Source organism: Pantoea eucrina, assembly GCF_002095385.1.
Taxonomy (GTDB): domain Bacteria; phylum Pseudomonadota; class Gammaproteobacteria; order Enterobacterales; family Enterobacteriaceae; genus Pantoea; species Pantoea eucrina.
Map to the genome: position 1 here is coordinate 21,335 of NZ_MIPP01000027.1, position 26,330 is coordinate 47,664.

The 26,330-nt window shown below is 56.1% G+C and carries 25 protein-coding genes and 2 pseudogenes; 13 read left to right on the forward strand and 14 right to left on the reverse strand.

Annotated features, from left to right (window positions below; all coding sequences use genetic code 11):
- Positions 1 to 46: 46 nt before the first annotated feature.
- On the reverse strand, positions 47 to 2,827 hold the full coding sequence (locus HA43_RS12475) for a flavocytochrome c (protein WP_094111801.1): 2,781 nt from the start codon (positions 2,825 to 2,827) through the stop codon (positions 47 to 49).
- Positions 2,828 to 3,416: 589 nt separating this feature from the next.
- Between HA43_RS12475 and HA43_RS12480 the strand changes: the two genes are divergently transcribed.
- Together HA43_RS12480 and fumA are read left to right on the forward strand one after the other, a co-directional pair.
- A complete protein-coding gene (locus tag HA43_RS12480) occupies positions 3,417 to 4,928 on the forward strand; it encodes an anion permease (RefSeq protein WP_094111802.1) in 1,512 nt (503 codons plus the stop codon).
- Positions 4,929 to 5,093: 165 nt separating this feature from the next.
- The gene (gene fumA, locus HA43_RS12485; protein ID WP_094111803.1) at positions 5,094 to 6,737 is read left to right on the forward strand and encodes a class I fumarate hydratase FumA; all 1,644 of its coding nucleotides are present in this window, start codon (positions 5,094 to 5,096) and stop codon (positions 6,735 to 6,737) included.
- 74 nt (positions 6,738 to 6,811) lie between these two features.
- On the opposite strand, the gene HA43_RS18890 is transcribed toward fumA, so the two are convergent.
- Positions 6,812 to 6,973, reverse strand: coding sequence for a hypothetical protein (locus HA43_RS18890; RefSeq protein WP_158086449.1), 162 nt, complete (start codon positions 6,971 to 6,973; stop codon positions 6,812 to 6,814).
- A 97-nt stretch (positions 6,974 to 7,070) separates the two neighbouring features.
- A complete protein-coding gene (gene exaC / locus HA43_RS12490) occupies positions 7,071 to 8,591 on the reverse strand; it encodes an acetaldehyde dehydrogenase ExaC (protein ID WP_039383936.1) in 1,521 nt (506 codons plus the stop codon).
- A 248-nt stretch (positions 8,592 to 8,839) separates the two neighbouring features.
- Here exaC and HA43_RS12495 point away from each other — a divergent pair, with 248 nt between their 5' ends.
- The gene (locus HA43_RS12495) at positions 8,840 to 9,403 is read left to right on the forward strand and encodes a class I SAM-dependent methyltransferase (protein WP_039383934.1); all 564 of its coding nucleotides are present in this window, start codon (positions 8,840 to 8,842) and stop codon (positions 9,401 to 9,403) included.
- Here the strand turns inward: HA43_RS12495 and HA43_RS12500 are convergent.
- A pseudogene (locus HA43_RS12500) lies at positions 9,382 to 10,094 on the reverse strand (glutamine amidotransferase). The gene HA43_RS12495 and the pseudogene HA43_RS12500 sit on opposite strands and share 22 nt — an antisense overlap.
- Positions 10,095 to 10,345: 251 nt before the next feature.
- Here HA43_RS12500 and HA43_RS12505 point away from each other — a divergent pair.
- The gene (locus HA43_RS12505; RefSeq protein WP_039385807.1) at positions 10,346 to 11,230 is read left to right on the forward strand and encodes a DMT family transporter; all 885 of its coding nucleotides are present in this window, start codon (positions 10,346 to 10,348) and stop codon (positions 11,228 to 11,230) included.
- A 114-nt stretch (positions 11,231 to 11,344) separates the two neighbouring features.
- On the opposite strand, the gene HA43_RS12510 is transcribed toward HA43_RS12505, so the two are convergent.
- The 3 genes from HA43_RS12510 to ghrA are packed head-to-tail and all read right to left on the reverse strand — an operon-like array spanning position 11,345 to position 13,627.
- The gene (locus HA43_RS12510) at positions 11,345 to 11,905 is read right to left on the reverse strand and encodes a TorD/DmsD family molecular chaperone (protein ID WP_039383933.1); all 561 of its coding nucleotides are present in this window, start codon (positions 11,903 to 11,905) and stop codon (positions 11,345 to 11,347) included.
- A 24-nt stretch (positions 11,906 to 11,929) separates the two neighbouring features.
- The gene (locus HA43_RS12515) at positions 11,930 to 12,667 is read right to left on the reverse strand and encodes a phosphatase (protein ID WP_094111804.1); all 738 of its coding nucleotides are present in this window, start codon (positions 12,665 to 12,667) and stop codon (positions 11,930 to 11,932) included.
- A gap of 21 nt (positions 12,668 to 12,688) precedes the next feature.
- The gene (gene ghrA / locus HA43_RS12520; protein WP_094111805.1) at positions 12,689 to 13,627 is read right to left on the reverse strand and encodes a glyoxylate/hydroxypyruvate reductase GhrA; all 939 of its coding nucleotides are present in this window, start codon (positions 13,625 to 13,627) and stop codon (positions 12,689 to 12,691) included.
- Positions 13,628 to 13,831: 204 nt separating this feature from the next.
- Here ghrA and treA point away from each other — a divergent pair, with 204 nt between their 5' ends.
- Positions 13,832 to 15,511 (forward strand): alpha,alpha-trehalase TreA, encoded by a 1,680-nt coding sequence (treA, locus tag HA43_RS12525; RefSeq protein WP_094111806.1) that lies wholly within the window; start codon positions 13,832 to 13,834, stop codon positions 15,509 to 15,511.
- A gap of 68 nt (positions 15,512 to 15,579) precedes the next feature.
- Here treA and HA43_RS12530 read toward each other — a convergent pair whose 3' ends face one another.
- On the reverse strand, positions 15,580 to 15,828 hold the full coding sequence (locus HA43_RS12530) for a GlsB/YeaQ/YmgE family stress response membrane protein (protein WP_039383925.1): 249 nt from the start codon (positions 15,826 to 15,828) through the stop codon (positions 15,580 to 15,582).
- Positions 15,829 to 15,999: 171 nt separating this feature from the next.
- Here HA43_RS12530 and HA43_RS12535 point away from each other — a divergent pair, with 171 nt between their 5' ends.
- The gene (locus HA43_RS12535; protein ID WP_094111807.1) at positions 16,000 to 16,731 is read left to right on the forward strand and encodes a flagellar brake protein; all 732 of its coding nucleotides are present in this window, start codon (positions 16,000 to 16,002) and stop codon (positions 16,729 to 16,731) included.
- A gap of 89 nt (positions 16,732 to 16,820) precedes the next feature.
- Positions 16,821 to 17,948 (forward strand): mechanosensitive ion channel family protein, encoded by a 1,128-nt coding sequence (locus HA43_RS12540; protein WP_039383923.1) that lies wholly within the window; start codon positions 16,821 to 16,823, stop codon positions 17,946 to 17,948.
- 15 nt (positions 17,949 to 17,963) lie between these two features.
- Here the strand turns inward: HA43_RS12540 and emtA are convergent, their stop codons facing one another.
- Entirely contained in the window at positions 17,964 to 18,593 is a 630-nt protein-coding gene (emtA, locus tag HA43_RS12545; RefSeq protein ID WP_082032656.1) for a membrane-bound lytic murein transglycosylase EmtA, read from the reverse strand.
- A 164-nt stretch (positions 18,594 to 18,757) separates the two neighbouring features.
- On the opposite strand from emtA, the gene ldcA reads away from it, so the two are divergent.
- Together ldcA and HA43_RS12555 are read left to right on the forward strand one after the other, a co-directional pair.
- Positions 18,758 to 19,681, forward strand: coding sequence for a muramoyltetrapeptide carboxypeptidase (gene ldcA, locus HA43_RS12550; protein ID WP_094111808.1), 924 nt, complete (start codon positions 18,758 to 18,760; stop codon positions 19,679 to 19,681).
- 23 nt (positions 19,682 to 19,704) lie between these two features.
- Positions 19,705 to 20,367, forward strand: coding sequence for an MBL fold metallo-hydrolase (locus tag HA43_RS12555; RefSeq protein ID WP_094111809.1), 663 nt, complete (start codon positions 19,705 to 19,707; stop codon positions 20,365 to 20,367).
- On the opposite strand, the gene HA43_RS12560 is transcribed toward HA43_RS12555, so the two are convergent.
- From HA43_RS12560 to HA43_RS12570, 3 genes are all read right to left on the reverse strand, one after another.
- A complete protein-coding gene (locus HA43_RS12560) occupies positions 20,368 to 20,781 on the reverse strand; it encodes a GNAT family N-acetyltransferase (RefSeq protein ID WP_094111810.1) in 414 nt (137 codons plus the stop codon).
- A 19-nt stretch (positions 20,782 to 20,800) separates the two neighbouring features.
- Entirely contained in the window at positions 20,801 to 21,184 is a 384-nt protein-coding gene (locus HA43_RS12565) for a hypothetical protein (RefSeq protein WP_039383917.1), read from the reverse strand.
- Positions 21,185 to 21,336: 152 nt separating this feature from the next.
- Positions 21,337 to 21,516: a hypothetical protein gene (locus tag HA43_RS12570; RefSeq protein WP_094111811.1), complete on the reverse strand. Its 180-nt coding sequence runs from the start codon at positions 21,514 to 21,516 to the stop codon at positions 21,337 to 21,339.
- Between the two features lie 204 nt (positions 21,517 to 21,720).
- On the opposite strand from HA43_RS12570, the gene HA43_RS12575 reads away from it, so the two are divergent.
- The 3 genes from HA43_RS12575 to HA43_RS12585 all read left to right on the forward strand — a co-directional run bounded on the left by HA43_RS12575 (position 21,721) and on the right by HA43_RS12585 (position 23,035).
- The gene (locus HA43_RS12575) at positions 21,721 to 22,050 is read left to right on the forward strand and encodes a hypothetical protein (protein WP_039383913.1); all 330 of its coding nucleotides are present in this window, start codon (positions 21,721 to 21,723) and stop codon (positions 22,048 to 22,050) included.
- Between the two features lie 62 nt (positions 22,051 to 22,112).
- Positions 22,113 to 22,664 (forward strand): hypothetical protein, encoded by a 552-nt coding sequence (locus HA43_RS12580; RefSeq protein ID WP_071668751.1) that lies wholly within the window; start codon positions 22,113 to 22,115, stop codon positions 22,662 to 22,664.
- Positions 22,665 to 22,786: 122 nt separating this feature from the next.
- Entirely contained in the window at positions 22,787 to 23,035 is a 249-nt protein-coding gene (locus HA43_RS12585; protein WP_065649559.1) for an ElaB/YgaM/YqjD family protein, read from the forward strand.
- Positions 23,036 to 23,074: 39 nt separating this feature from the next.
- On the opposite strand, the gene HA43_RS12590 is transcribed toward HA43_RS12585, so the two are convergent.
- Positions 23,075 to 23,272, reverse strand: a complete 198-nt coding sequence (locus HA43_RS12590; protein WP_039383907.1) for a DUF6404 family protein — start codon at positions 23,270 to 23,272, stop codon at positions 23,075 to 23,077.
- 293 nt (positions 23,273 to 23,565) lie between these two features.
- On the opposite strand from HA43_RS12590, the pseudogene HA43_RS12595 reads away from it, so the two are divergent.
- Positions 23,566 to 24,821: pseudogene (locus HA43_RS12595) on the forward strand (mechanosensitive ion channel family protein).
- Between the two features lie 46 nt (positions 24,822 to 24,867).
- Here HA43_RS12595 and icd read toward each other — a convergent pair.
- On the reverse strand, positions 24,868 to 26,118 hold the full coding sequence (icd, locus tag HA43_RS12600) for an NADP-dependent isocitrate dehydrogenase (RefSeq protein WP_094111812.1): 1,251 nt from the start codon (positions 26,116 to 26,118) through the stop codon (positions 24,868 to 24,870).
- Positions 26,119 to 26,330: the final 212 nt, after the last annotated feature.

The window sequence follows — 26,330 nt, forward strand, 5'->3', positions numbered from 1 at the left end:
TTGCCTCATTACTACCGGTGCCCGCGCAGACGGGCACCGGTGCAGGTTAATTACCTAAGGCGAGTTTAGCGGCGTTATGCCCCGCTTTGATACCAAAGATGATGATATCCGCTACGGCATTCCCGCCGATGCGGTTGGCGCCGTGAATACCGCCGACCACTTCCCCGGCAGCCCAGGCGCCGGTGATCGCCTGGTTCTGCGCATTCAGCACTGCGGTTTCCGTGTTGATGGTGACGCCACCCATGGTGTGATGAACGCCAGGCGCCACGCGAATAGCGTAGTAAGGCCCCTGATTCAGCGGATGGCGCAGCGCCGTTTTACGGCCAAAATCTTCGTCATGCTGCTTAATCACACACTCATTGTAGCGACCCAGCGTACTCTGCAGTGATTCCTGGTCCATATTGAGCTTAACCGCCAGCTCGTGCGGCGTGGGTGCGCTGATGACAAATCCTTTGGCGATATATTCGTCAGCGGCTTTGTTATTACGGCGCACCTGCTCATCGAAGATGATCCAGGCACTTTTCTCCGGCAGCGCAATAATCTCCGCAGAGACTTTATCGCGCGTCTCCATTTCGTTATAGAAACGCTTGCCCGCCTGGCTTACCAGAATTGCCCCGCCGCCGCGCATCGCTTCTGAAATCAGATAGGAGGTGGTCTGTTCAACCGTGGGATGGATCTGAATCTCGCTCATATCAACCGTACCGGCGCCAATATGCTGCAGCATCGCGATGCCGCTGCCGGTGGCGCCGGCGTGGTTAGTCGTGACAAAGCCATCCAGTTCCGGACGATATTTCACTACCATCTCCCGGTTGGCGCTGAAGCCGCCGGTGGCAACAATCACACTTTTTGCGTTGAGAATGCGGCTGTCGTTATACTCATCCACCACCTTAACCCCGGTTACCACGCCGTTTTCACACAGAATTTCAGCGACTGAGGTCTCAAGCAGCACCTCAATGTTGCGCTGGTTAACATTTTTCACCAGCCCGCTGATCAGGAAGCCCCCTACCGCTGAGCGATCTTCAGGCCGGTGCGTACGGTCAATGCTCATTCCACCTGTGATGGTAATATCGCTAAGCTCAATCTGCTTCGCTGCCAGCCACTCAATGGCTTCCGGCGCGCGTTCGACAAACTCATGCAGCAGCTGCGGATTATTTTTACCTTTACCGCCTTTCAGCGTCTCTTCATAAAACAGCGCTTTGCTGTCTTCAATGCCTTTCAGCCTCTGATAGCGCGTCTCGGCGGCGTTCATCCCCACTGACGCCTTAATGGTATTTCCGCCAATGGTGGACATTTTTTCAATCAGAACCACGCGGGCGCCGTCGTCGTGCGCCTGAATAGGCGCCGCGAGACCTGCGCCGCCGGTGCCGATGACCACAACATCGTAATTGACCGGCGCGTTCGGGTTGCCCCCTTCCTCAATCACATACTCTTTGCTGGAGGTTGCCAGCGCACGCGATACCGCTTTTTTCAGCGCCTCGCTTTGCGTAGTGGCCCCGGTAACCGCATCGACGTGCGGACTGTTTGCAACCAGAATGCGCTCGCGCAGGCTTTCAAACGTACTGGTGAAGTCAACATCCAGCGCCGGATCCGGCACCAGTTCGATGTCGGTAATACGATCGGTATCCAGCGTGACGTTGATTTTCAGCTTCAGCGCTTCCGCCTCTACCTTCGCCTGATACACACCGGCTTTATATTTGCGATGGCCGTCGCTGACGTCGCGGATCATGGCGTCCACCAGCGAGAAGCGCCAGAGCGGCTCCGGAATTGTCAGCTCCTCGCGTTTGGTACTGTCGATGTAGAGTTCAAGGTGCTCATTGTTAATAATGCGATCCGCCCAGTTGGGCCAGGCGATACAGGCTTTCCCGACGGCAACCAGATCGAAGCCAGACTCCAGCGCCAGTTCGGCATCCTCTTTATTCACCACGCCGCCGACGCCAATAACCGGAATGCGGGCCAGCTGTGCTGAACGCTGCGCAATGTATTTGGTAATCAGAGGCGTGGGGTCGCTGGTGTCAACAATGGAAGGACGCAGCAGCTGACCGACGGAGAAGTGCACGTAATCAAGGCCGCGCGCAGCGAGCTTCTCCAGCAGATAGAGGGTGTCATCCCAGCGAATACCGGGCACTTCAATCTCTTCCGGTGAAAAGCGATAGCCGATAATAAAGTCCGCGGCAGCAAAGCGATCGGCCATCTGATGCGTGATTTCCAGGACCTCCAGCGGAAAGCGCGCCCGGTTATCGCGACTGCCGCCCCATTTGTCACTGCGCTGGTTGGAGTTAGGCGAATAGAACTGCTGAATAAGATAGGTATTGGCACCGTGAATTTCCACGCCATCAAAACCCGCTTTGATGGCACGGTTCACCGCATCACCAAACTTTTTGATCATGATATCAACTTCATCTGCGGTCAGCGCCTGCGGTGTGGTGGCCCCTTCGCGCGGCGCGGCGATGGCGCTGGGCGCGACAGGCGTTTTCCCGCCAATCAGCGCCGGCTCAACCATGCGGCCACCGTGGTAAATCTGCAGGATAGCTTTAGAACCCTGAGATTTGATCGCATGCGCTATTCTGGCCAGTCCCGGGATCTTATTGTCGCTGTCGATGGCGATGGCGCCAGGAAATGCCGGACCACGATTATCGATAAACGCACACTCTACGATGACGGTGCCGATTGTGCCGGCACGCACCCGATAGTAGTCAACCAGATCGCTGGTGACGCCACCGTCGTAATAGCCGGTACAGGTTGTCATGGGTGCCATCACCAGACGATTTTTCAGCACGGCACCTTTAGGCAAGGTAAGGGGTTTTAGCAGCGGGGTAAGCGTGTTCATGATAAGCGACTCCGAAAATCAAAAATGAAATTCAATTCCTGGCAGTGTGACCGGTTAAATAATTAAAGTGGTCCGACTTCATGCTGTAAATATAACATTTAATTTAGTTACATAACTTATATCATTAGTTATATAAAATACCGATAAGGAAAGCCTATTTTCAGCAAGGAGGGAGCGTAACGCGTTCCGCTAAGTTTCGTTCAAAACTTGATTAAAATCAAAGTTAAATCAAAAAATGAAAATAAACTATATATTTCATTGATTTAAAAATCAAACGCCTGCCAGATATTGGAAAGAAATCGCTTCACATCCTGCATTAGATCGTGAGGCAAGCCCTGAATAAGCGTCATAACACACTGAAAATAACGCAGATAAAAATAAGCGCTCTATTTTATTGATCTGGATCAAAATAGGTATTTTAATTAATCGCATCATAGCAACATAAATTAGATAATTCGCGAAACAAAATTGCTTTCTGCTTTAACACAAGCGTCATGAACTTCCTGTATCGATGCCGCAAAATGGATCATCCAGGTATAAAGGCACCCGGTACTGATATCGCATTCTTCTCAACGTGCAGACAAAAACTATGAACCTATCAACGCAATCGCATGAACCCACCAAAGCGCCGCCTGCGGCGCCGGGTAAAAAAAATCGCCTGCTGATGCTCTGCCTGCCGGTACTGGTTGCACTCCTGTTGCTGCTGGTGCCTGCACCTGCCGGACTGGAGCCCTACGCCTGGCACTTCTTCGCCATTTTTGTCGGTGTTATTGTCGGCCTGATTTTTGAGCCGCTGCCGGGCGCCGTGATTGGGCTTACCGGCGTGGTGGTCATCGCGCTGTTTAGCCAGTGGGTGCTGTTTAGCCCGGCAGAGCTGGCCGACCCGGCATTTAAAACGGCAGCGCAGTCGTTCAAATGGGCAGTCAGCGGCTTCGGCAACTCTACGGTCTGGCTGATTTTTGGCGCCTTTATGTTTGCAGCCGGCTACGATAAAACGCAGTTTGGCCGCCGGCTGGCGCTGATTCTGGTGAAATATCTCGGTCGCCGCAGTCTGACGCTGGGCTACGCGATTACTTTCGCTGACCTGCTGCTGGCGCCGTTTACGCCGTCTAACACCGCCCGCAGCGGCGGGACTATCTATCCGATTATTGCCAACCTGCCGCCGCTCTATGGCTCTAAGCCTAATGACCCCAGCGCCCGCAAAATCGGCTCTTATCTGATGTGGGTGGCGATTACCGCAGCCTGTATCACCAGCTCGATGTTTCTCTCTGCGCTGGCCCCTAACCTGCTCGCACTGGCCTTGGTTAAGAGCGTTATTGGTTTCGATATCAGCTGGGGGATGTGGTTCCTCGCTTTCCTGCCGCTGGGGATCCTGCTGATTCTCACCATGCCGCTGCTGGCTTACTGGCTCTATCCGCCGGAAGTCAAAGTCAATGATGAGGTACCGCGCTGGGCGACCGCCGAGCTGGAAAAGCTGGGCCGCCTGTCGCGCAATGAGATCCTGCTGCTGCTGTTTGTCGTCGCAGCGCTGATGATGTGGATTTTCGCAACGGCATGGATAGAGCCCGCTATGGCCGCGCTGCTGGTGATTGTGCTGATGCTCTGGACCGGCGTACTTAACTGGAGTGATATCACCAGCAATAAAGCCGCCTGGAACACCTTTGCCTGGTTTGCCACGCTGGTGGCGCTGGCCGATGGTCTGGCACGCGTCGGTTTCATTGCCTGGCTGGGCAAAGAGGGGGCGGTGCTGCTACAGGGTTACGATCCTCAGGTCTCCGCAGTGGTGCTGCTGATTGCCTTTTATCTGCTGCACTATCTGTTTGCCAGCACCACGGCGCATACCACCGCCCTGCTGCCCGCCATGCTGACTATCGCCGCCTCAATTCCAGGCATTAATATGCCGGTGTTCTGCCTGATGATGTGTACCTCGCTGGGTGTGATGGGCATTATCACCCCTTACGGTACCGGCCCAAGCCCTATCTATTACGGCAGCGGCTATCTGCCGACCAAAGATTACTGGCGGCTTGGCACAATCTTTGGCGCCCTCTTCCTGGTGGCGCTGATGGTTATCGCTTATCCCTGGATGGTCATGATGTTCTGATGATGTTGCTTTGATGTTAAAAAACGCAGCCGCGTCAGCCTGTTTCAGTGTTACTATGCTCGCCAGTCAGCTCCTGATACGGGCTGGCGAGAGAAAATAGCACCACAGATCGCCTAATTTGCCGCCCGCCGCGCAGGCGGGCAACACGAAGCTAAGTGAGCCAACATGTCGAACAAACCCTTCTATTACCAGAACCCCTTTCCTCTCGCCAAAGATGATACTGAATATTACCTGCTGAGCCGCGAGCACGTTTCGGTCGCCAGCTTTGAGGGCGAGGAGGTGCTGAAAGTCGCACCAGAAGCGCTGACGCTGCTGGCTCAGCAGGCGTTTCATGACGCCTCTTTTATGCTGCGCGCCTCACACCAGCAGCAGGTTGCCGCTATTCTGGCGGATGATGAAGCGAGTCAGAATGACAAGTATGTCGCGCTGCAGTTTCTGCGTAACTCAGAAATCGCTGCTAAAGGCGTACTGCCAACCTGCCAGGATACCGGCACCGCGATTATCATGGGTAAAAAAGGCCAGCGCGTCTGGACCGGCGGCGGCGATGAAGCGGCGCTGTCGCAGGGCGTCTATAACACCTATATCGAAGATAATCTGCGCTACTCGCAGAACGCCCCGCTGGATATGTACAAAGAGGTCAATACCGGCACCAACCTGCCGGCCCAGATCGATCTCTACAGCGTGGATGGCGATGAGTATAAGTTCCTCTGCATCGCTAAAGGCGGTGGTTCAGCGAACAAGACCTACCTCTATCAGGAAACCAAAGCGTTAATCACGCCGGCAAAATTAAAAAACTACCTGATTGATAAAATGATGTCGCTCGGCACCGCTGCCTGCCCGCCCTACCATATTGCATTTGTGATCGGTGGCACCTCTGCGGAGAGCACGCTAAAAACGGTTAAGCTCGCCTCAACGCATTACTATGACTCGCTGCCAACGGAAGGCAACGAGCACGGTCAGGCGTTTCGCGATACCGCACTGGAGCAGGAACTGCTGGAAGCGTCGCAGCAGCTCGGACTGGGCGCGCAGTTTGGCGGTAAATATTTCGCTCACGACATTCGCGTGGTCAGACTGCCGCGTCACGGTGCCTCCTGCCCGGTAGGCATGGGCGTCTCCTGTTCTGCTGACCGTAACATCAAAGCTAAAATCAACCGCGATGGCATCTGGATTGAGAAGCTGGAAGATAATCCGGGACGCTATATTCCGGAAGCGCTGCGCCAGCAGGGCGAAGGCGAAGTGGTGCAGGTAGATCTTAATCGCCCGATGCAGGATATCCTGGCCCAGCTCTCCGCTTATCCGGTGGCTACCCGCCTGTCGCTGAACGGCACCATTATTGTGGCACGCGACATCGCTCACGCCAAACTCAAAGAGCGTATCGATAATGGCGAAGGGCTGCCGCAGTACATTAAAGATCATCCGGTCTACTATGCCGGTCCGGCCAAAACGCCGGAAGGACACGCGTCCGGTTCCCTCGGCCCTACCACCGCAGGCCGGATGGACTCTTATGTCGATCTGCTGCAGTCGCACGGCGGCAGCATGGTAATGCTGGCCAAAGGTAACCGCAGCAAACAGGTGACTGACGCCTGCCATAAGCATGGCGGATTCTACCTGGGCAGTATTGGCGGCCCGGCAGCGGTACTGGCGCAGCAGAGTATTAAAAGCCTTGAGTGCGTTGAGTATGCCGAACTGGGCATGGAGGCGATCTGGAAAATTGAAGTGGAAAATTTCCCGGCGTTTATTCTGGTCGATGACAAAGGTAACGATTTCTTCCAGCAGATCCACAATCAGTGCTCTGCCTGCGTAAAGTAAAGCGCTGAAGCAGACCCTGTAAAAAATCCGCGGCACCAGGCTGCGGATTTTTTTATTAATCTGAGAGCGCTTTCTTATGCGCGCAGCGACATTTCCCGCGCGGCGTCGCGCTCGGCACTCTGCTGGCGCGCATGCTGCAACGCATCATAAGTGGGCAGATTGACGCTGATAATGTCCTGTTCGACCGCATCCAGCACCTCATCGTGCTGCTCCATATAATCATATCCTGCGTTCATGATCTCTCCTTTGCGCAGAGGCGTTTCTCATATCCTGTCCTGCAAAGATGACAGGTTTATGAAAATATAGCCTCTGCAGCGACCGCCGGTACGAAAATCAGAAGAACCCGAGCGGCTGTGTGCTGTAGCTCACCAGCAGATTTTTAGTTTGCTGATAGTGATCCAGCATCATTTTATGCGTCTCCCGCCCGATGCCCGATTTCTTATAGCCGCCAAACGCAGCGTGAGCCGGATAGAGATGGTAGCAGTTAGTCCAGACGCGTCCGGCTTTGATTGCTCTCCCCATACGGTATGCGCGGTTGATATCCCGCGTCCAGACGCCAGCGCCAAGCCCGTAAATCGAATCATTAGCAATGGCCAGCGCCTCCGCTTCATCTTTAAACGTCAGTACGCCGACCACCGGTCCGAAAATCTCTTCCTGAAATACGCGCATGCTGTTGTTGCCTTTCAGCAGCGTGGGCTGAATATAGTAGCCGCCGCTGAAGGCTTCACCAATCTGCTCAACGTTACCACCGTGCAGCACTTCCGCCCCTTCCTGCTGCGCAATCTCAAGATAAGAGAGGATCTTATCAAACTGCTGCTGCGACGCCTGAGCGCCAATCATGGTTTCCGTATCCAGCGGATCGCCACGTTTAATGGTTTTGATGCGCTTCATCACGGCCGCCATAAAGGGCTCAAAAATCGATTCCTGCACCAGCGCGCGCGACGGACAGGTACAGACTTCCCCCTGGTTCAGGAAGCCGAGCACAACCCCCTCGGCCGCTTTCTCAATAAAGCTCTCCTCCGCCTGCATGATATCTTCGAAAAAGATATTTGGTGATTTTCCGCCCAGCTCCACCGTGGACGGGATCAGGCTTTTTGCCGCCAGCTCCAGAATATGGCCGCCGGTCGCTGTTGAGCCGGTAAATGCGATCTTGGCAATGCCCGGATGCGATGCCAGCGCTTCGCCCGCCTCTTTACCGTAGCCGTGCACCACGTTAATGACGCCGGGCGGGACCAGATCTTTGATCAACTCAACAAACAGCGTGATGGAAAGCGGCGTCTGCTCGGCCGGTTTCAGCACCACGCAGTTACCTGCGCCCAGCGCCGGTGCCAGCTTCCAGGCGGCCATTAGCAGCGGGAAGTTCCACGGAATGATCTGCCCCACCACGCCCAGCGGTTCATGGAAGTGATAGGCGGCCGTGAACTCATCGATTTCGGCGGCGCTGCCTTCCTGCGCCCGGACACAGCCGGCAAAATAGCGGAAATGGTCCACCGCCAGCGGCAGGTCAGCGGCCAGCGTTTCGCGTACCGGCTTGCCGTTATCCCAGGTTTCATTAACGGCGATATATTCCAGATTCTGCTCCAGGCGGTCAGCAATCTTCAGTAACACCAGCGAGCGCGCCTGCGGTGAGGTCTTGCCCCACTGCTCTGCCGCCGCCTGGGCCGCCGCGACCGCATTATCAACATCTGCCCGATCGGAACGCGGGAATTCGCCGATTGCGCTGCCATTAACCGGTGAGGTGTTGGTAAAATAGTGACCGTTAACCGGCGCAGTAAACTCGCCGTTGATAAAGTTGCCGTACTGCGATTGCAGAGTGATCAGAGAACCCTGTTCTCCCGGAGCAGCGTAACGCATGGTATTTCCCCTTACAGAGCGAATGGAAGTTAACAACTTTTAAACTGTTGATTAACATTGCGCGATCGTTTTTAGCCTGTCAGGTCTGCAGGCGGGAAACTGTGAGCCGACGCGGGAAATCGGTGTTAAAGCGGGACAGAATCATTTGTGCCGGAATGTTCTGAGTTTGGCTTTTTTGCCGCGCTAAAGCGAAACCTAAGCGTTATCTGTGGTCAATACCCTGCAGACCACAGATTCAGGAGAGAAAGATGCTGGCTTCAGCCATGATGCTAATGCGGGCCAAAGCGAACTTTGTACAGCAGTTTATTCGCGATCCGCGCACAATCGGCAGCGTCACCCCTTCATCAGCGGCGTTATGCCGCTGTATGTGCAATGCGGTAGAGTGGGATAGCAGCCTGCGGGTGGCTGAACTGGGCGCCGGCGATGGCGTGCTGACCCGCCAGCTGCTGTCGCGTATGGTACCGGCCGCGCAGCTTGACGTGTTTGAAATTAATCCGCAGCTGGCAGCAGAACTGCGTCAGTGGCACGATCCGCGCATGCAGGTCCAGGCACACTCAGCGGAGCTGCTGCAGGGTGAATATGACGCTATTTTTTCCGGCCTGCCGCTGCTGTCGCTGCCTGCGGCCACGCGTCACACCATTCTGAGCGCGGTGCATAATGCGCTGGCGCCCCAGGGCGTATTTGTCCAGTTTCAGTACACCTCGCTCACCCGGCACGATCTGTCGCGCTATTTTGTCTGGCAGCGGCAGCGGGTGCTGAAAAACATGCCGCCCGCCTGGGTTTATCGCTGTCAGCGCTGCGACGCTTCCTGATCCCGGGGCCGTACCTGCTGCCAGAAGCGCTGCAGCAGCGTACGCGCCCAGTCAGTATCCCCCATTACCGCGCTATCCGGCTGTACGTCAGCCGGTGTACAGGCCGTCATGATCTCGCGACTGAACTCCGGATGAAACTGAACGGAAAATGCCTGCGGCGAGTAGCGTAACACCTGACACGCATCCAGCGCTGAGCGCGCCAGAACCGTGGCCTGCGGCGGCGGGGCCAGTACCGACTGCCGGTGCGACAGCCAGGCGCAAAAGTGCGCCGGTAACCCGTCCAGCCAGGGATCAGAAGCCGTACGCGTGACGGTCTGCAGCCCGCGCTCCCAGCCGCGGGGATTATCGCCCACCTCACCCCCCAGCGCATACGCCATCAGCTGATGGCCGTAGCAGACGCCAAGCAGCGGCAGCTGCGCCTCCATTGCGCCGCGTATCCAGGCCGCAGTGCGCTCACTCCATCCGGCGTGGTCGGTTACCATCGCCCAGGAGCCGCTGAGGATCGCCCCGCTAATCTCCTGCCAGCCGGGAAGTGCGTCACCCCGGTGCGGACGCACGATAATATAGTCATCCGCCTGCAGCTGCAGCGCGTCAATAAACCACGCAGCTGTTCGCCAATTTTCGCCACCACCTGCGGGGGCGGAACTTCAAGCTGTATTAATGCCAGGGGTAAAGTATAACTCTCCGTCATTGCCGGCAGGCTCCTCTGCTGCGTCCGCTGTTAAGCGCTACTGTGACAGCAATTGCCAGCCGTGTCTTATGTTATTCCGCAACATGCTTATGCAGAAGCGAATGTCAGGATAGCGTTCAGATAATAGTATGTTGTAATTATAAGGCGGCGATTTTGCTGTTGAGTGCTAAACCGCCAGGTTGATGTGTCCTGTGCGGCAGGCTTCATGCCATTATTAAGCGTAAGTTCATTTTTCTGTGAAGGATAACAGCGTGGCCGTACGGCATTTTTTTCTGATTCTGTTTGTGGTTTCAATCTGGGCGTTTAACAACGTGGCGGTTAAATGGGGCCTTCTGGAGCTGCCGCCGCTGTTTCTGACGTGGATGCGCTTTGTCGTGGTCGCTCTGATTCTGGTGCCCTTTTGCCGTGTCACGCGCGCGCAGCTGCCGTGGCTCATTACCCTCGCATTTACCTTTGGCTTTATGCATTTCTCGCTGCTGTTTGTCGGCATGCGCTATACCGATGCCGGTACGGCGGCTATCGTTGTACAGCTGGGCACACCCATTGCGATGCTGCTGGCGATGGCGATCCTGAAAGAGAAGCTGCGGCTGGTGCAGCTGTGCGGCATCGCTATCTCTCTGAGCGGCGTGGCCGTGCTCTCGGGCAGCCCGACTATCCCTGCCTGGTGGGTACTCTGTATCCTGCTGTGCAGCGCGTTTGGCTGGGCGGTCAGCAACATGATTGTCAAAAAGTCGCCGCCTATTAGTCCGCTGACGCTGACCGGCTGGATCTCATTCCTCGCCGTGCCGCTGGTTGGCGCTGCCTCATGGCTGACAGAGTCGAATCAGTTCAGCGCCCTGCAGGCGGCGGGCTGGCACGGCTGGTTCGGCATTCTTTACAGCGCTATCGCCTCTTCGATTGTTGCCTATACGCTGTGGTACGCCCTGCTGAAAAAATATAATGTTAATCTGATCATGCCCTATTCGCTGCTGACGCCGGTGCTGGCTGTCATCATGGGCGTGACGGTGCTGGGCGACAGCATGAACAGTTTCAAAGTATTTGGCGCATCGCTGGTGGTGCTGGGCACCGCCATTGCCGTGCTTAACCTGCGCAATCTGCGCATGCACGCACGTTTTCCGCGTCTGCGCCGGCGTTAGTCTCTCTTGGCTTAACCTGCATCCGCCGGAGTCTGCAATCTTTAGCCGCACGTCACTGCTTGTTGTGCAGCTGCAGCGAACGTCTCCGGCAGCCGCTCCCCCTGCGGGGAGCGATTACGCCTGCGGCGTATCGTCTTCGCTCAGCTCATCATACATCGTCTGGATCGCCTCGCGGCTCAGCTCAGCCAGCGTACGATAAAACGCCGTGGTGGCGTGCGCTTCAACTTTGCCGAGGAACGCACCGCACCACGGCAGCAGATAAGATTCAAACAGCGCGCGCTGCGCGTCTGATTCATCTTCTGCAGACTGATCTTCCAGCCACGACGCCGCCAGCAACAGTACGCCAAAGTGATCGGCAGGCGCGTCACTGAGCGGCATGCCGCGCGCGCTGAGAAACGCCCGGATCTCCGCTTCCGGCGCGCCTTCCGGCCACTGTGACGCGTAAGGCGGCACGCTGCACTCCTGACCGACAAACAGCGCGTTGTAATCCGCTGCCAGCGCCTGCGGATCGCTGCTCTGCTGCAGACGCGTCAGCAGCGCATCCTGCTCCAGCGGCCACTGTGCCTGCATTTTGCCTTCGCGCAGCAGCGTAAACAGCGGCATCAGCAGCGGATCCTGGGGCTGACGGTTAAACAGGGAGCCGATCACCCGGCAAAGCATAGAAAATTCATTCATCTGGCAGCATTCCTCACTACAACATTAAAAATCCAGTAATTCCGCGATCCGTTTACCGCTGCGCTGCTCCAGAAAATCGAGCAGGCGGCGCGGCGTGACATTTAACACCCGATCTTCAGGGAAATCCACCTCGCGCGTGATGCGCAGGCAGTGCTCAAAATGCCCCAGCGTAAAGGCGGTATGGGAATCGGAGCCAAATGCCAGCTGTCCGCCCGCGTCACGCACCGCCTCCGCAATCGCACGGCAGTTGGGTTCGCTGCCCGGACGCGAATGGGTAAACGAGGAGTTATTGATCTCCAGCGCCACGTTGTAGTGGGCTGCGGCTTCGGCAATGGCGCGAATATCCACCGGGAATTTGGGGTTGCCCGGATGGCTGATGATATGCACCAGCCCGCCTGCCATCGCGGCGATCATCGCCTCGGTATGGTGTGCTTTATCGCGCGGCGTGTAGACCGGCTCGTGAAAGCCCGCCACGATCAGATCCAGGGCATCCAGCATCGGCCCGCTGCAGTCGATCTCGCCCTGCTGATTCTTAATGTTCGCTTCAATTCCGCGCAGGATGCCGACGCCGTCAATAACCCGCGGCCAGATGCGCATATTGATGAAATGCCAGTGATGCGGCGCATCCGCCATATCGGGGCCGTGGTCGGTAATGGCAAATAGCTTCAGGCCGTTCTGTTTCGCCTGGGCGACATAGTCGTGCAGCGTGCTGTAGGCGTGCGTGCTGGCAACGGTGTGCATATGCAGATCAACGGGATACATATTTTGCTCCTCTGAGATAAGTTAATAGCCGCGCTGGCGATCCACGCGCCCCGGGGGCTGCTGCCCTTTTTCCAGCTGCTGAATGGCGCTGGCGATGGCGTCCATCGCCTGCTCCGGCAGCGTAATAGCGGCACTGTGGGGCGTGATGGTGACGTGCGGATGCTGCCAGAGCGCATCGTCCGCCGGCAGCGGCTCCTGCTGAAAGACATCCAGCGCGGCGGCGGCAAGTTGCCCGCTGTTAAGGGCTGCCAGCAGGTCCGCTTCAACCACGTGCGCGCCGCGCGCCAGGTTAAGAAAGTATGCGCCGTGCGGCAGCGCGCGCAGGAAATCAGCGTTGATAAGATCGGTGGTTTCCGGCGTGGCGGGCAGCAGATCAATCACGACCTGGCAGCCGGCAAGGAAGTCGTGCAGCGCGGCGGCACCGTGGAAGGCGTGCACGCCAGGCAGGCTCTTCGGCGTGCGACTCCAGCAGCGCAGCGGGAATCCCCACTGCTGCAGGCTCTCCAGCACGCTGCGGCCCAGTACGCCCGCGCCAAGCACGCCAATGATGAAGGCGTCGCGCGCCGGCAGCGGCAGCGGCTGCCAGCAGTGCGCCTGCTGCTGGCGCTGATAGTCAGCAAAGCGGCGATACCAGCCCAGCACGCACCAGTTCGCGTACTCCTGCATCTGCTGTGCCATGCCGGTATCCTCGAGGCGATACAGCGGCACCTGGGCGCTGAGCCTGTCAGGGTGCTGACGCTGCTGCTGCAGAAGTTCATCGACGCCCGCACCCATCGCGAACACTCCCTTCAGGCTTCGCTGCGCCAGCATCTCCACCGGCGGCGAACGTACAACGGCATAATCTGCACGGCCATTATCGCCTGGCTGCCACAACCGGATTTCCGCGTCCGGCAGCCGCCGGCCGAGGCCCGTGAGCCAGCGCTGCGCGTCCATTGACGGGTGATACCAGATAATCTTCATACGCCTCCTTATTTTCTTTCAGCCTCCGGTAAACCGCGCGACGGAGCAAGTAAAAACCGTCAGCGGCAACAATTTCCCACGTAATTACCCGGCAGCGCTTCACATTTCCATCGCCCTGCAGCGCCAGCCAGCACGATAGCGACTAAAGTTGGTTGAGTGGTCAATACGTTAGCGCACCACGTTTTCGGACAAGGAGAAAAACCGATGAGAAAAAATGTCATATTGATGCCCGCGCGCCTCTCTCTGCTGCTTACCACTGCCCTGCTGGCAACCAGCACGCTGGCCCATGCCGAAACCGGAAGCCGGATGCTGAGCCAGCAGCCGCAGCCGCCCGATGTACGCCTGGGGCCGCTCTTCAGCGCCGTGCAGAAAGCGCAGTTCTATCCCGATCAGAAAACCTTTGCTGACGCGATCCCGAAATACGATCCCGCCTCGATTCTCGCTGACTGGCAGATGCAAAAGAAGCAGCGCAATTTCGATCTCAAACGCTTCGTTGACATGAACTTTACCCTGCCCAAAGAGCAGGATAAATATGTACCGCCCGCCGGGCAGAGCCTGCGTGAACATATCAACGGTCTGTGGCCGGTGCTGACGCGCAGCACGCCTGATGCCAGCCAGTATGATTCACTGCTGCCGCTGCCGAAGCCTTACGTTGTGCCGGGCGGACGTTTCCGCGAGGTCTATTACTGGGACAGCTATTTCACCATGCTGGGCCTGGCGGAAAGCGGTAACTGGGACCGCGTGCAGGATATGGTCGATAACTTTGCCACCGAACTCGATCGCTACGGGCATATCCCTAACGGCAACCGCAGCTATTATCTCAGCCGGTCACAGCCGCCGTTCTTTAGCCTGATGGTGGACCTGCTGGCCACGCATAAAGGCGATGAGGTTTACCGGCACTATCAGCCGCAGCTGCAGAAAGAGTATGACTACTGGATGGCTGACAGCGACAGCGTGGCGGCCGGTCACGCCAGCAAGCGGGTGGTAAAACTCTCCGATGGCACCCTGCTTAATCGCTACTGGGACGCACGCGACGTGCCGCGTACAGAATCCTGGCTGGACGATGTGAAGACGGCAGAAAAAACCCCGGAACGTGACAAACCGCAGCTCTGGCGCGATCTGCGCGCCGGCGCGGCGTCGGGCTGGGATTTCAGCTCGCGCTGGTTTACCGATGCGCATAATCTCGCTTCGATCCGCACCACAGCGCTGGTGCCGGTCGATCTCAACAGCCTGCTGTTTCATCTGGAGCAGACGCTGTCAAAATCAGCCAGGCTGGCAAAACAGGACGACCAGGCGAAAGCCTTTGCCGCGGCGGCAGAAAAACGCCAGGCCGCGATCAATCGTTATCTGTGGGATGAGAAACAGGGCTGGTATGCTGATTACGATTTCAGTAAAAAACAGGTTCACAACCAGCTGACGGCGGCCGCTCTTTTCCCGCTCTATATGCAGCTGGCCGGAGATAAGCAAGCTGAACGTACCGCCTCTGCAGTTGAAAAACAGCTGCTTAAACCTGGTGGTCTGGTGACAACCACGGTCAATAATGGCCAGCAGTGGGATGCGCCTAATGGCTGGGCTCCGCTGCAGTGGGTAGCGGTAGAGGGGCTGGAGCATTATAACCAGCCGCAGCTGGCACGACAGATTGGCCAGCGCTTTCTGCAAAACGTCCAGCAGACCTATGACAAAGAGCATAAGCTGGTAGAAAAATATGTGGTTGAGGGCGCGCAGCTGGGCGGTGGCGGCGGTGGCGAATATCCGCTGCAGGATGGCTTTGGCTGGACCAACGGCGTGACGCTGATGCTGCTGGATAAATATTGCCCGAAAGAAAAAACCTGTAACAGCGCCAGTGATATCCCTGATATGCCGGCGCTGCAGCGCGCGAATTAATTTCGCACCGGCTACAGCCGAAAAAAAACCGCAGCCCCGGGGCCGCGGTTTTTTTTATGCGGGCAGAATTAACTGCGCACTTTACGGTAGATAAACAGCACGACAATGGCGCCGATCACCGCGACAACAAAGCTGCCGAAGTTGAACCCGTCAACTCTGCCAAAACCAAACAGGGTACTGATCCAGCCGCCGACAACCGCACCGATAATACCCAGTACCACGGTCAGGATAAAGCCGCCGCCATCTTTACCTGGCATAATCCACTTAGCGAGAATACCGGCGATCAGACCAAAAATAATCCATGAAAGAATACCCATTTGTTGCTCCTTACGTTATGAATCAAGGTGTTCACTGCGATAAGTATAGACGGGATTTTTTTCCCTGCAGCGCGACTGCCGCTTTAATCATCAGCCAGCCGCTAAAGCTTCAGAGCGTTACGCCGATAATCGTCGCATAACGATGATAAGCGCAGCAGCGGGGAGCAGGATGTGAAAGATGCCGATAACGAACAGTATCTCAAGCGGGGTACGTTAGCGGTCTTGAATGTGATGAGGGATCTGTCGCGCTACCAAACTCCGCTAATGGTGACCTTTAATCGCGGGCAGTTTATCAGCCGCCTGCTGGTTGCCGATGAGGAGTGCATCATTTTCGATCTGGGCAGCAATGCGCTGAGCAATGAGTGGGTGCTGGAGAGTCCCGACTTCAGCGTCTGCGCCGAAACCTACGGCGCCAAAATTGAGTTCACCCTCGCTGCCCTGACGCTGGTTGAATATGAAGGCTTACCCGCATTCAGCGCACCGCTGCCGGCGTGCGCCTGGCAAATCCAGCGCCGCGAATTTTTCCGCATCAACGCCCCGCTGGAGCCGGTTTTCTGGTGTTACACCCGGTGGCCGGACGGCAGCCAGGCGCGCTTTCGCCTGCAGGATCTTTCGCTGGGCGGGGTCGGGGTATTGCCGGAAGGGCCGCTGCCGGAGGGCCTTACCCGGGGGGATAAGTTCAGCCAGCTGCGGGTTGAGCTGGGCGAATTTGGTCAGTTTGAGGTTACCGCAGAGCTGCTGCATATTGGCGAGCGCAGCGTAGTCCGTAAAGGCGAAGCCTGCGTAATACCGCGGCTGAGCTTTCGTTTCACTGCCATTGAACCCGTGCAGGAGCGTCAGCTGCAGCAGGTGATCTTCGCGCTTGAACGGCTGGCACGCGATAAGGCGAGCCGCTTTCAGTAACTGCCGTTACGCCTGCAGGATATCTCAGACAGGCTATGCTTCTCCTTGCCCTTTATTTTAACCAGCGCCCGGCAAGGAGAAACTCCCCCATGGAAAACTGGCTTTCAGCCTCTGGCTGGCAACGCATTTTTCTTAATCAAACCGTCTGGATCAACAGCGCCATCATCCTCTTTGGCACCCTTATTGTCTGGTGGCTGTTGCGCACCGCTATCCGCTTTGTTTCGAATCGTATCGCCCGCTACAGCGAACAGCGCCATGTGCGTTTCACTGCCATTCTTGTTGAGATCCTGCGCAGCACCAGCCAGTCGCTGCTGCTGATCTTCTCACTGCTGATTTCGCTGAAGTTTGCGGACCTGCCGGCCAACTGGAGCGTGGCGATTGCCCACAGCTGGTTCCTCGCGCTGATTTTGCAGTTCACGCTGTGGATCGACTGCGGCATCCGTTTATGGCTGAAAAGCATGCTGCGCGATCCGCTGCACGTACGTAATCCGGTCACCACCGTGATCCTCGGCATTCTGCTGCGAGTGGTGGTATGGGTAATGATGCTGCTGGCGATCCTCTCCAACATGGGCATCGACATTACCGCACTGGTGGCCAGTTTAGGCGTCGGCGGTATCGCCATTGCGCTGGCGATTCAGACCGTGCTGAGCGATGTGTTTGCGTCGCTGGCGATCGGCTTTGATAAACCGTTTGAGCACGGTGATTTTATTGTATTCGGCGATATTGCGGGTTCCATTGAGCACATCGGCCTGAAAACCACGCGTCTGCGCAGCCTCGGCGGCGAACAGATTGTCTGCTCAAACACCATTCTGTTACAGCAGACGATCCACAACTACAAACGGATGCAGCAGCGGCGCATCGTGTTTAAGTTCGGCATTAACTACGGTACGCCGGCGGAGAAAGTGCGGCAGATTGGCGGCATGGTGAAAACGATTATCGAAGGCGTGCCCGACACCCGTTTTGACCGGGCGCACTTTCTCTCGTTTGATGAGTCGCAGCTGACGTTTGAAGTGGTCTATTTCGTGCTGAGCGCGGATTACAATGTTTATATGGATATTCAGCAGGAGATTAACCTGCAGCTGATGGCGCAGCTGGAGCAGAAGCAGATCCGCTTCGCCTTCCCGATGCGCCGCGTCGAGTTTACCGGTGGGGTACTGCCGCGTATCAATCTCAGCGATGCGTCCAACGAAGCACCGGCACAGAGTGCGCAGCGCTAAGCTGCGCACCGCGCGCTAGCCAATTGTGCGGTAGGCGGTGGTCACTTTCCACAGATAGCGCGGTGCCTGCGCGGCCGGATGTTTGTTTTGCACGTGCTGGTAAAACTCATCCGGCGACATCGCGTTAATCATCGCAATGGCGCGGTCGCGGTCGCGTGAGAAGGTGCGCAGTAGCGCACCGGCTCCATTGGCATAGGAGACAATGGTGGCGTAGCGCAGCGTCAGCGGATCGCGGATACCGGCCAGCGCCGACTCCTGCAGAATACGCAGATAGGCGACCCCGATATCGATGTTTTTAGCCGGATCGCGCAGCTCGGCCGTTGAGGGCTGCCCGTGACGGCCCTGCACGCGATAGACTTCGCGCCCTGCCGTCGAGGCTTTGATCTGCATCAGACCCACCGCGTTAGAGCGGCTTACTGCAGCAGGATTACCGCCCGATTCGACACTGATAATGGCGCTGATTAACTTCTCATCAACGCCATAATGAGTGGCAGCATCTTCTGTAAACAGCGCCCAGGCATCATTAATTTTTGAGGGCGGAGCCTGAGTGAGAGGCGTATTGCGCTCAGGCACTCTGGGTTTTTCCGGTTCACTGGCACAGCCTGCCAGCAGTAAAGCAGAGAGCATAAGTAGTCGAAATTTCACTGTTTTTCAGGTTCCGCTATAAGAGAGGCGCAGGCTATCATAGCCATGACGGCCGGCAGTAAAATTACCGTTATTCTGAAAATGACAAAATTCATTTTGCTGTCGTGACGCCGTTCACGCAGTTTGTCACTATGCACACTTAAGCAGAGAGCAGGAAAAGCGCAATGCACCCAGCCCGTTCCTTTCGTTTAATCGCCCCTTCTGGCTATTGCCACAACCAGGATGCTGCCCGGCGCGGCATTGAGCGGCTTCAGCATGCAGGCCACCGGGTGGAGAATGGCGCAGTGGTTGCCCGCCGCTTTCAGCGCTTTGCCGGTACGGACGCAGAACGTCTGGCGGATATCAATGCGCTGGCTGCATCAGACCCGCTGCCGGACATTATTCTGGCAGTGCGCGGTGGCTACGGTGCGACCCGCCTGCTGGACAAGCTGGATTACCGCGGTATCGCGCAGCGTCTCAGCAGTGAGCCAGTCGCGCTGTGCGGCCACAGTGACTTTACCGCTATTCAGCTGGCGCTGCTGGCGCAGACCGGCCTGATAAGCTTCAGCGGCCCGATGCTGGCCGGTAATTTCGGCGCGGATCCCGTTTCAGCGTTTACCGAACACCATTTCTGGCAGGCCATTTCCTCTCCGGAACTGAGAGTAAACTGGCAGAGTGAAAGCCCGGACTGCGGCAGCTGGCAGGGCTGCCTGTGGGGCGGTAACCTGGCGATGATCTGCGCGCTGGTTGGTACGCCGTGGCTGCCGCAGATTGAAGGCGGCATTCTGGTGATTGAAGATGTCAATGAACATCCGTTTCGCATCGAGCGCATGCTGCTGCAGCTGCAGCAGTGCGGCATTCTGGCGCGTCAGCAGGCGATTATTACCGGTAGTTTTACCAGTACCTCCCTCAGCGCCTATGATAACGGCTTCGGTTTCGACACTGTCTGGCAGCGCCTGCGCGATGAGTATCAGCTGCCGGTGATAAGCGATCTGGCGTTTGGACATGCGCCTGATACCGTCACGCTGCCGCTGGGTGCGCATGCTACGCTTGATATGAGTGCCGGTAACGCGCGGCTCAGCATCACCGGACATCCGGTGCTGCGATAATATGACATGCAGGAGATCGCCCTCTGAAGCCGCTTTATGAAGACTTATGGATCTCCACACCGGAATTTCCCGCTGAAGAGACCGCTAATGACCTGATGATGCATGGCTTTATGCTGCGGCATCCGCGCGGCAACCTGCTGATTGGCCGGGTTGAGAATCCGCTTGATCATGAGTTTCTGGCAGAGGCGGGTGGCGTTATTCGTCACTATCTTACGCACTGGCATGAGGCGGCGCCGGGAGCACGGCTTATTCAGCAGCGCTTCAGCAGTGCGCTTTACTGCCACAGCCGCTCGCTGGGGCCGGTTAGCCTGGTGGTTGAGCCGGATGAAACCTTTACCCGCAGGGAGGTGCATTTTGGCGACTTCCATCTGCTGCCAACGCCCGGCCATACGCCGGGCAGCAGCAGCTATCTTTACCACTCTCCGCTCGGGCAGACCTATCTGTTTGTCGGCGACACCCTCACCTGCGACTACAACCGCTGGATCAGCGTGCTCAAGCCTGACAGTAATCCTGCCGAGCTGCAGCAGTCGCTGGAACTCTACCGCACGCTGCGACCCGATGTGGTGCTGATGAGCACCACGCGGGGTCACCTTTCATGGGTAAAGACAGACCTGTCCGGCTGGCTGGCAGCGATTGACGAAGCGGAGCAGTCGCCACTGGATCTGCGGCAGCAGCCGCTGCTGTAGTCAGAGAGCTTTGGTGAGATAGTGGCGCTGATGATGGCGCGGATAGTTATTCAGGCTGAACCGGAGCTGATAACCCTGTTTTTCATAGAACGGACGCGCCTGAAAGCTTGCCGTATCCACCTGCGCATAGACGCAACCCCGCGCCCGCGCTTCGTTCTCTGCTGCCGTTATCAGCCGGGTGCCGGCCCCCTGCCCGCGCAGCGCGTCACTGACCCACAGCATGTCGATACGCAGCCAGTTACCGCAGGTTGATCCTGTCAGGCCTGCTATTTTCCCGCCGTCTGCATCATGAATAAACACGCCCAGCACTTGGATCTCGCTGACGTCAATAAAGCGGCTGTTGAACGCGTTAAGACCCTGTCTGATATCGTCGAGATCCTGCGCAGTAACGCTGTCAGTAACGCTGAGTGACATGGTGTTGTTCCTGTCGGTGTTAAGAAGAGGCGTGCTGACGATCGTCATAACGATCGAGAGAGACGATGGCGGCATCGCGCTTCACTGAACGCTGACAGGGAACCAGTTTGTCGCTCTGCGCATAAACAAAAAAGGTTTCACCGCTCTCTTTATTGATGACCAGCCGGTCGCCGTTGCGGAACCGCGTGATGGCAACGCTGTCGCCCCCTTCAAGGTGGAAACGCTGTTGTCCGGCGGCCACCTGAAAATGCCGCTTCGGCCACATCAGCGTGCTGAGCCCGTAACTGGCGCGGGATACCGTCATCGTGGCCCGCCCCGGACAGGTGATCTGAAATTCACTTTCGCTCCATGCCGGCGCAATCTGACAGGCCAGCAGGCCCGCGGCTATAACCAGAATTTTCATGCTGTTTTTCGCCTGAGTGTGATGTAAAGGTTCGCAGGGTAACATAGCGGGAAGCAGATTAATGCATGGCGTGCCGTACATCAGAGCGGGCGCGCCGAACATCTACATAGTAATAAAGCAGAAACAAAGCCGATATTGCATCGGCCTGAAGCTTACTCTGCGGCCACCTGAGCGGCCACCAGCATCAATGCCAGTCCGGCATCTTCTGGATCGAATTTATGCATCACATCGTGGATCGCCGTAACACAGTTTATGACCTGTTTTTTCTTATCGGCGTCCAGCTGATCTATCGCCTGCTGAAGAATCATTAAGCTGGCTTCTTCTTCTCTCATTCAATTACCCTGTCTTTTTCCTGTCTGGTGCACTGCGCTGGCAAGAATACCGTTTATCTGCTACCAAAGTCACCCCTTTACCTGCTTACCGCTTAACAGTTAAACAAAATGCAAATGGGAAGTGCAGCCAGACCTGCTATGCTCATATAAGCGATACGCGTTATCGGGCCACTGTCAGACAGGGAAAGAACCAGGAACAGGACCATGTTAAGACTGACTTATTTCATCATTATTATTGCGCTGACAGGCTGCAGCTCGACGCCAAAAGGGGTGGATTGTCCCGGTGAGGTGACCACGATTTATGGTCAGTCGCTGGGAAACACTCACGCCTGGATTTTTGATCTGGCGACCGCTTTCTCCGTCAGACGTGACAACGTCACGGTAAGCAGTGGCCCGCTCCACTCGACCGATCGCTTCCGCTATATCCCCTCTGCCATTACGACCGAAGGTTTTTATGCCCAGCGCCTGAGCGATAAACAGTTCCGGCTTATCAATCCTTACGAAAACACCATGATCACCTGGCAGTGTCCATAGCCCGTGCACCCCGCCGCGGGATAGTTTATTGTCAGGGTTTACGCTTGCGGCAGATACCGATAATGGAAAAGAGTCTCGATAATAACGGCTACATCGATTTCCCCTTCCCGGCCACCACCAATGAAGATGGCTCAGTGAATCCCTGCGGGTTTGATCTGACGCAGCAGCCCGAGCGGATCGACGAAATTAAAGCGGGTAATGATTCTGAAAATATGCGCCGGCTGCTGGAAGAGGTGAATCTGCAGGAGGGACTCTTTATGACGCTCGCCTGCGATCGTCAGCAGCGTGAAGACAGCGTCTGCGGATTTATCGACATCGCTTTTCGTCCGGATGTACTGCATACGCATGATGAAGCTGAACAGCTGGAAGCACGCTTTGAGCACTACCTCGGCTGTCAGGAGAGTCAGCATGAGATGCCTGCCGGCTCGCTGGTCAACTATGCGCGCGCCGTGCTGGACTGGGGCTGGTCGCCGCTGCACCTGCGTCAGCAGCGCTATGAAAAAGTGACCGTCCGGTTTTACTGCCAGCAGCCCGAGGATGCTGAGTGGTGTTTTGATCATTTACGCCACTTCCTGGTGAGCTGGTACCCCTCCTGGCGCTGCCGTCAGGGGTAAACCGTTCCTGAACAAGCGTCGTTAAACAGAGATTGTTACATAACCTTTACCGCTGTCGGGTTGCCGGTCCGCCATTCTCTGACTACGCTGAAAGTGACATTCACCACTATCAGGGAGTCAACATGACTGACAAAGCGGAAGCAAAATTGAATGAAGCAGCAGGTGCAGTTCAGGAGAAATTTGGCGAACTGACGGGTTCTTCCCGTCATCAGGCAAAAGGTGCAGCACGGCGCTATCCGGCGCAGGCGAGCTATGCCGTACAGGATGCAGCTGATTGCGTGGTGAGGTCGGTCCGTGATAACCCGACTACGGGTCTGGCCGTGGCTGCCAGCATCGGCGTGATCGTCGGTTTCCTGCTGGGCCGCAAATAATCTGGTCAGCGGGGCCAGCCGGCCCCGCTGTTCCTGCGCTTACGCCGCCGCGCGTCGTGCTTTATAGCGCGCTACCATGGTACGCAGCGCCTGATAGATTAATCCCGCATACAGACTCATTACCACTGCCATGCCCGGCTCTTTTCCCTGCGCCTGCCAGGAGACAAACCACATAAACACGCCCCACAGCAGTGAAAAAAGTAGCCAGCCTTTCACAAACTTCACGATACCCTGCATAGTCTCTCCCCCGATACTGAGCGCTGACGATAGCGGCTTCTGCTGCAAAAGGCACGGCTATCCGGTTCAGGATGTTAACTGCTTCAAACTATGAGACTGGCCAGCGCGCAGATGGCACGGGTAATTATCTGATGCCGCTCGTCAGTCAGGCGGGCTTAGTGGTATAACTGCAGCCGGCAGTCAGCGGTGCTGAACTATTTTCTGACTGACACCGCAATTGCGCACGCGTCGCTTATCGCCCCGTACGGCTTTATGCTTGAATTCCCGCCACCCCGGACCGGCTACTGATTAACATGAGCTACTTCTATACATTCCAGAATTTTCTTGCCGGTGACACGGCGCTTGCGGCAACGGTCAGCCTGCTGCTGCTGGTCGCGGCGGCGATGATTGCGCACTTTATCTGTAAATTTTTTGTGGTAAAGGTGGTGCGTAAAGTCTTTTTCAGCGCGCATAAAAATCAGGTACCGCTGGATAAAGATGTCCGCCTGTCGGAAAAACTCTCTAATTTTATTCCGGTCGTTATCGTCTACTATCTGCTGCAGTTTATGCCGGGTCTGCCGCAGCATCTGCAGATTGCGGTCAAGACCATCTGCGGCATTCTGTTTTTTATCTATCTTTCGCTGTTCTTTACGGAAGTGCTGGAAATCATCAACATCTCCTATACCAAAAAGTCGCGGCGTAAAAATCACTCGATTAAAGGCTATATCCAGATCGGTAAGATTCTGGTGCACATCCTCTCTGCGATCATGATCCTGGCAATTATGTCGAATAAGTCGCCGGTGATTATTATTTCCAGTCTGGGTGCGGTGGCGGCCGTTCTCATGCTGGTATTTCAGCACACGCTGCTGTCGCTGGTGGCCAACATTCAGGTTTCATCCAATGATGTGCTGCAGCTCGGTGACTGGATTGAGATGCCGGATAACGGCATCAGTGGTGAGGTCATCGATATTGCGCTGCACACCATTACTATTCGCAACTGGGACAACACGCTGTCGCGCATTCCCACGAAGAATTTTCTGACCGAAACCTATACCAACTGGCAGGCAATGTTCTCCTCCGGTGCGCGGCGTATCATGCGCAGCTTCTATCTTGACCAGACCTCAATTCGCTTTCTGGACTATGAGCTGGTGCAGCAGATGATGCAGATACGCGGGGTCAGTGAGCAGCTTTCCGTGCTGATGGATGGACGTGAACCCAGCGCGCCAGGCGACCGCTGGTTTGCCGAAAATGGCCTGACTAATCTGACCATATTTCGTAAATATCTGACCGCCTGGCTGACGCAGCGCGATGATATTAAGAAGATATGTATATCGTGGTACGGGCACTCAAACCCTCACCCGAAGGGCTACCGGTTGAGGTCTACTGCTTTACCTCTTCCGTCATGTGGGCTGATTACGAAGATTCACAGTCAGCGATATTTGAGTATATCTATGCCATCGTCGGACAGTTCGCCCTGCGGATTTATCAGCATCCGGGCGGCCACGATTTCTGGCGCCTGTCGCAGGCGCGCGATGGGACGCTGCGTCAGAGCGATACAGCAGGCGAATAAAAAACGGGAGCCAGTGGCTCCCGTTTTGCACTCTGCCTGAAGCAGATTACATGTTGCTGATGATCGCGTCGCCAAACTCTGAACATTTCAGCAGTTTAGCGCCATCCATCAGACGTTCGAAGTCATAGGTCACGGTTTTAGCCGCAATTGCGCCTTCCATACCTTTGACAATCAGATCAGCCGCTTCAAACCACTCCATGTGACGCAGCATCATCTCAGCAGACAGGATCACTGAACCCGGGTTCACTTTATCCTGACCCGCATATTTTGGTGCAGTCCCGTGCGTGGCTTCAAACAGCGCGCACTCGTCACCGATGTTTGCGCCAGGTGCGATACCGATACCACCAACCTGTGCCGCCAGGGCGTCAGAGATGTAGTCGCCGTTCAGGTTCATACAGGCAATAACGTCATACTCTGCCGGACGCAGCAGGATCTGCTGCAGGAAAGCATCTGCAATCACATCCTTGACGATGATCTCTTTGCCGGTATTTGGATTGTTGAATTTCATCCACGGGCCACCGTCAATCAGCTCACCACCAAACTCCTCTTTCACCAGCTGGTAGCCCCAGTCCTTGAAAGAACCTTCGGTGAACTTCATGATGTTGCCTTTATGAACCAGCGTCAGCGAATCACGATCGTTAGTGATGGTGTATTCTAGCGCCGCACGGACCAGGCGTTTGGTACCCTCTTCCGAACACGGCTTCACGCCGATACCGCACTGCTGCGGGAAGCGAATTTTCTTCACGCCCATCTCTTCACGCAGGAATTTGATCACTTTATCCGCTTCCGGCGTACCCGCTTTCCATTCGATACCGGCATAGATATCTTCGGAGTTCTCACGGAAGATCACCATATCGGTCTCTTCCGGACGTTTGACCGGGCTTGGCGTGCCTTTGTAGTAGCGTACCGGACGCAGGCAGACGTAAAGGTCCAGCTCCTGACGCAGTGCCACGTTCAGCGAGCGAATACCGCCGCCAACCGGGGTGGTCAGTGGGCCTTTGATGGCAACGCGGTACTCTTTGATTAAATTCAGGGTTTCCTGCGGCAGCCAGACATCCTGGCCGTAAAGTTCTGTTGATTTCTCACCAGTAAAGATTTCCATCCAGGAAATTTTACGCTCGCCGTTGTAGGCTTTCTTCACGGCAGCATCAACCACTTTCAGCATGACCGGGGAAACGTCAACGCCGATACCATCACCCTCGATGTAAGGAATGATTGGGTTATGCGGGACATTCAGTTTGCCCTGATCAAGGGTGATTTTCTGACCTTCTGCCGGAACAACTACTTTGCTTTCCATTAACCTCTCCTTCGAGCGATTTTTTGTTAATGATTTGTAAGATGCGGGTCAATACTACTTGAATATTTCCCCTACGCCAATCACCGTAATTTCGCGTTATAATGCGCCGATTGTTACTTACTGCAAAGCTCATGCGAAAAACATCTCAGAAAATTCACCCACCTAAACGCACCGCGGCGTCACGCCACGCTGCGCGCCGCCCGGCACGCCCC

Excerpts from the sequence above, each read along its gene's own strand:
- HA43_RS12575 (WP_039383913.1), top strand. The coding sequence starts at position 21,721 with ATGTTAAGACTGACTTATTTCATCATTATTATTGCGCTGACAGGCTGC.
- HA43_RS12515 (WP_094111804.1), bottom strand. The coding sequence starts at position 12,667 with ATGTATCCCGTTGATCTGCATATGCACACCGTTGCCAGCACGCACGCC.
- HA43_RS12570 (WP_094111811.1), bottom strand. The coding sequence starts at position 21,516 with ATGAGAGAAGAAGAAGCCAGCTTAATGATTCTTCAGCAGGCGATAGAT.
- HA43_RS12580 (WP_071668751.1), top strand. The coding sequence starts at position 22,113 with ATGGAAAAGAGTCTCGATAATAACGGCTACATCGATTTCCCCTTCCCG.
- HA43_RS12590 (WP_039383907.1), bottom strand. The coding sequence starts at position 23,272 with ATGCAGGGTATCGTGAAGTTTGTGAAAGGCTGGCTACTTTTTTCACTG.
- treA (WP_094111806.1), top strand. The coding sequence starts at position 13,832 with ATGAGAAAAAATGTCATATTGATGCCCGCGCGCCTCTCTCTGCTGCTT.
- HA43_RS12530 (WP_039383925.1), bottom strand. The coding sequence starts at position 15,828 with ATGGGTATTCTTTCATGGATTATTTTTGGTCTGATCGCCGGTATTCTC.
- HA43_RS12510 (WP_039383933.1), bottom strand. The coding sequence starts at position 11,905 with ATGAATGAATTTTCTATGCTTTGCCGGGTGATCGGCTCCCTGTTTAAC.
- ldcA (WP_094111808.1), top strand. The coding sequence starts at position 18,758 with ATGCACCCAGCCCGTTCCTTTCGTTTAATCGCCCCTTCTGGCTATTGC.
- ghrA (WP_094111805.1), bottom strand. The coding sequence starts at position 13,627 with ATGAAGATTATCTGGTATCACCCGTCAATGGACGCGCAGCGCTGGCTC.
- HA43_RS12495 (WP_039383934.1), top strand. The coding sequence starts at position 8,840 with ATGCTGGCTTCAGCCATGATGCTAATGCGGGCCAAAGCGAACTTTGTA.
- HA43_RS12540 (WP_039383923.1), top strand. The coding sequence starts at position 16,821 with ATGGAAAACTGGCTTTCAGCCTCTGGCTGGCAACGCATTTTTCTTAAT.
- HA43_RS12585 (WP_065649559.1), top strand. The coding sequence starts at position 22,787 with ATGACTGACAAAGCGGAAGCAAAATTGAATGAAGCAGCAGGTGCAGTT.
- HA43_RS12565 (WP_039383917.1), bottom strand. The coding sequence starts at position 21,184 with ATGAAAATTCTGGTTATAGCCGCGGGCCTGCTGGCCTGTCAGATTGCG.
- fumA (WP_094111803.1), top strand. The coding sequence starts at position 5,094 with ATGTCGAACAAACCCTTCTATTACCAGAACCCCTTTCCTCTCGCCAAA.
- HA43_RS12475 (WP_094111801.1), bottom strand. The coding sequence starts at position 2,827 with ATGAACACGCTTACCCCGCTGCTAAAACCCCTTACCTTGCCTAAAGGT.
- exaC (WP_039383936.1), bottom strand. The coding sequence starts at position 8,591 with ATGCGTTACGCTGCTCCGGGAGAACAGGGTTCTCTGATCACTCTGCAA.
- HA43_RS12560 (WP_094111810.1), bottom strand. The coding sequence starts at position 20,781 with ATGTCACTCAGCGTTACTGACAGCGTTACTGCGCAGGATCTCGACGAT.
- HA43_RS18890 (WP_158086449.1), bottom strand. The coding sequence starts at position 6,973 with ATGAACGCAGGATATGATTATATGGAGCAGCACGATGAGGTGCTGGAT.
- icd (WP_094111812.1), bottom strand. The coding sequence starts at position 26,118 with ATGGAAAGCAAAGTAGTTGTTCCGGCAGAAGGTCAGAAAATCACCCTT.
- HA43_RS12480 (WP_094111802.1), top strand. The coding sequence starts at position 3,417 with ATGAACCTATCAACGCAATCGCATGAACCCACCAAAGCGCCGCCTGCG.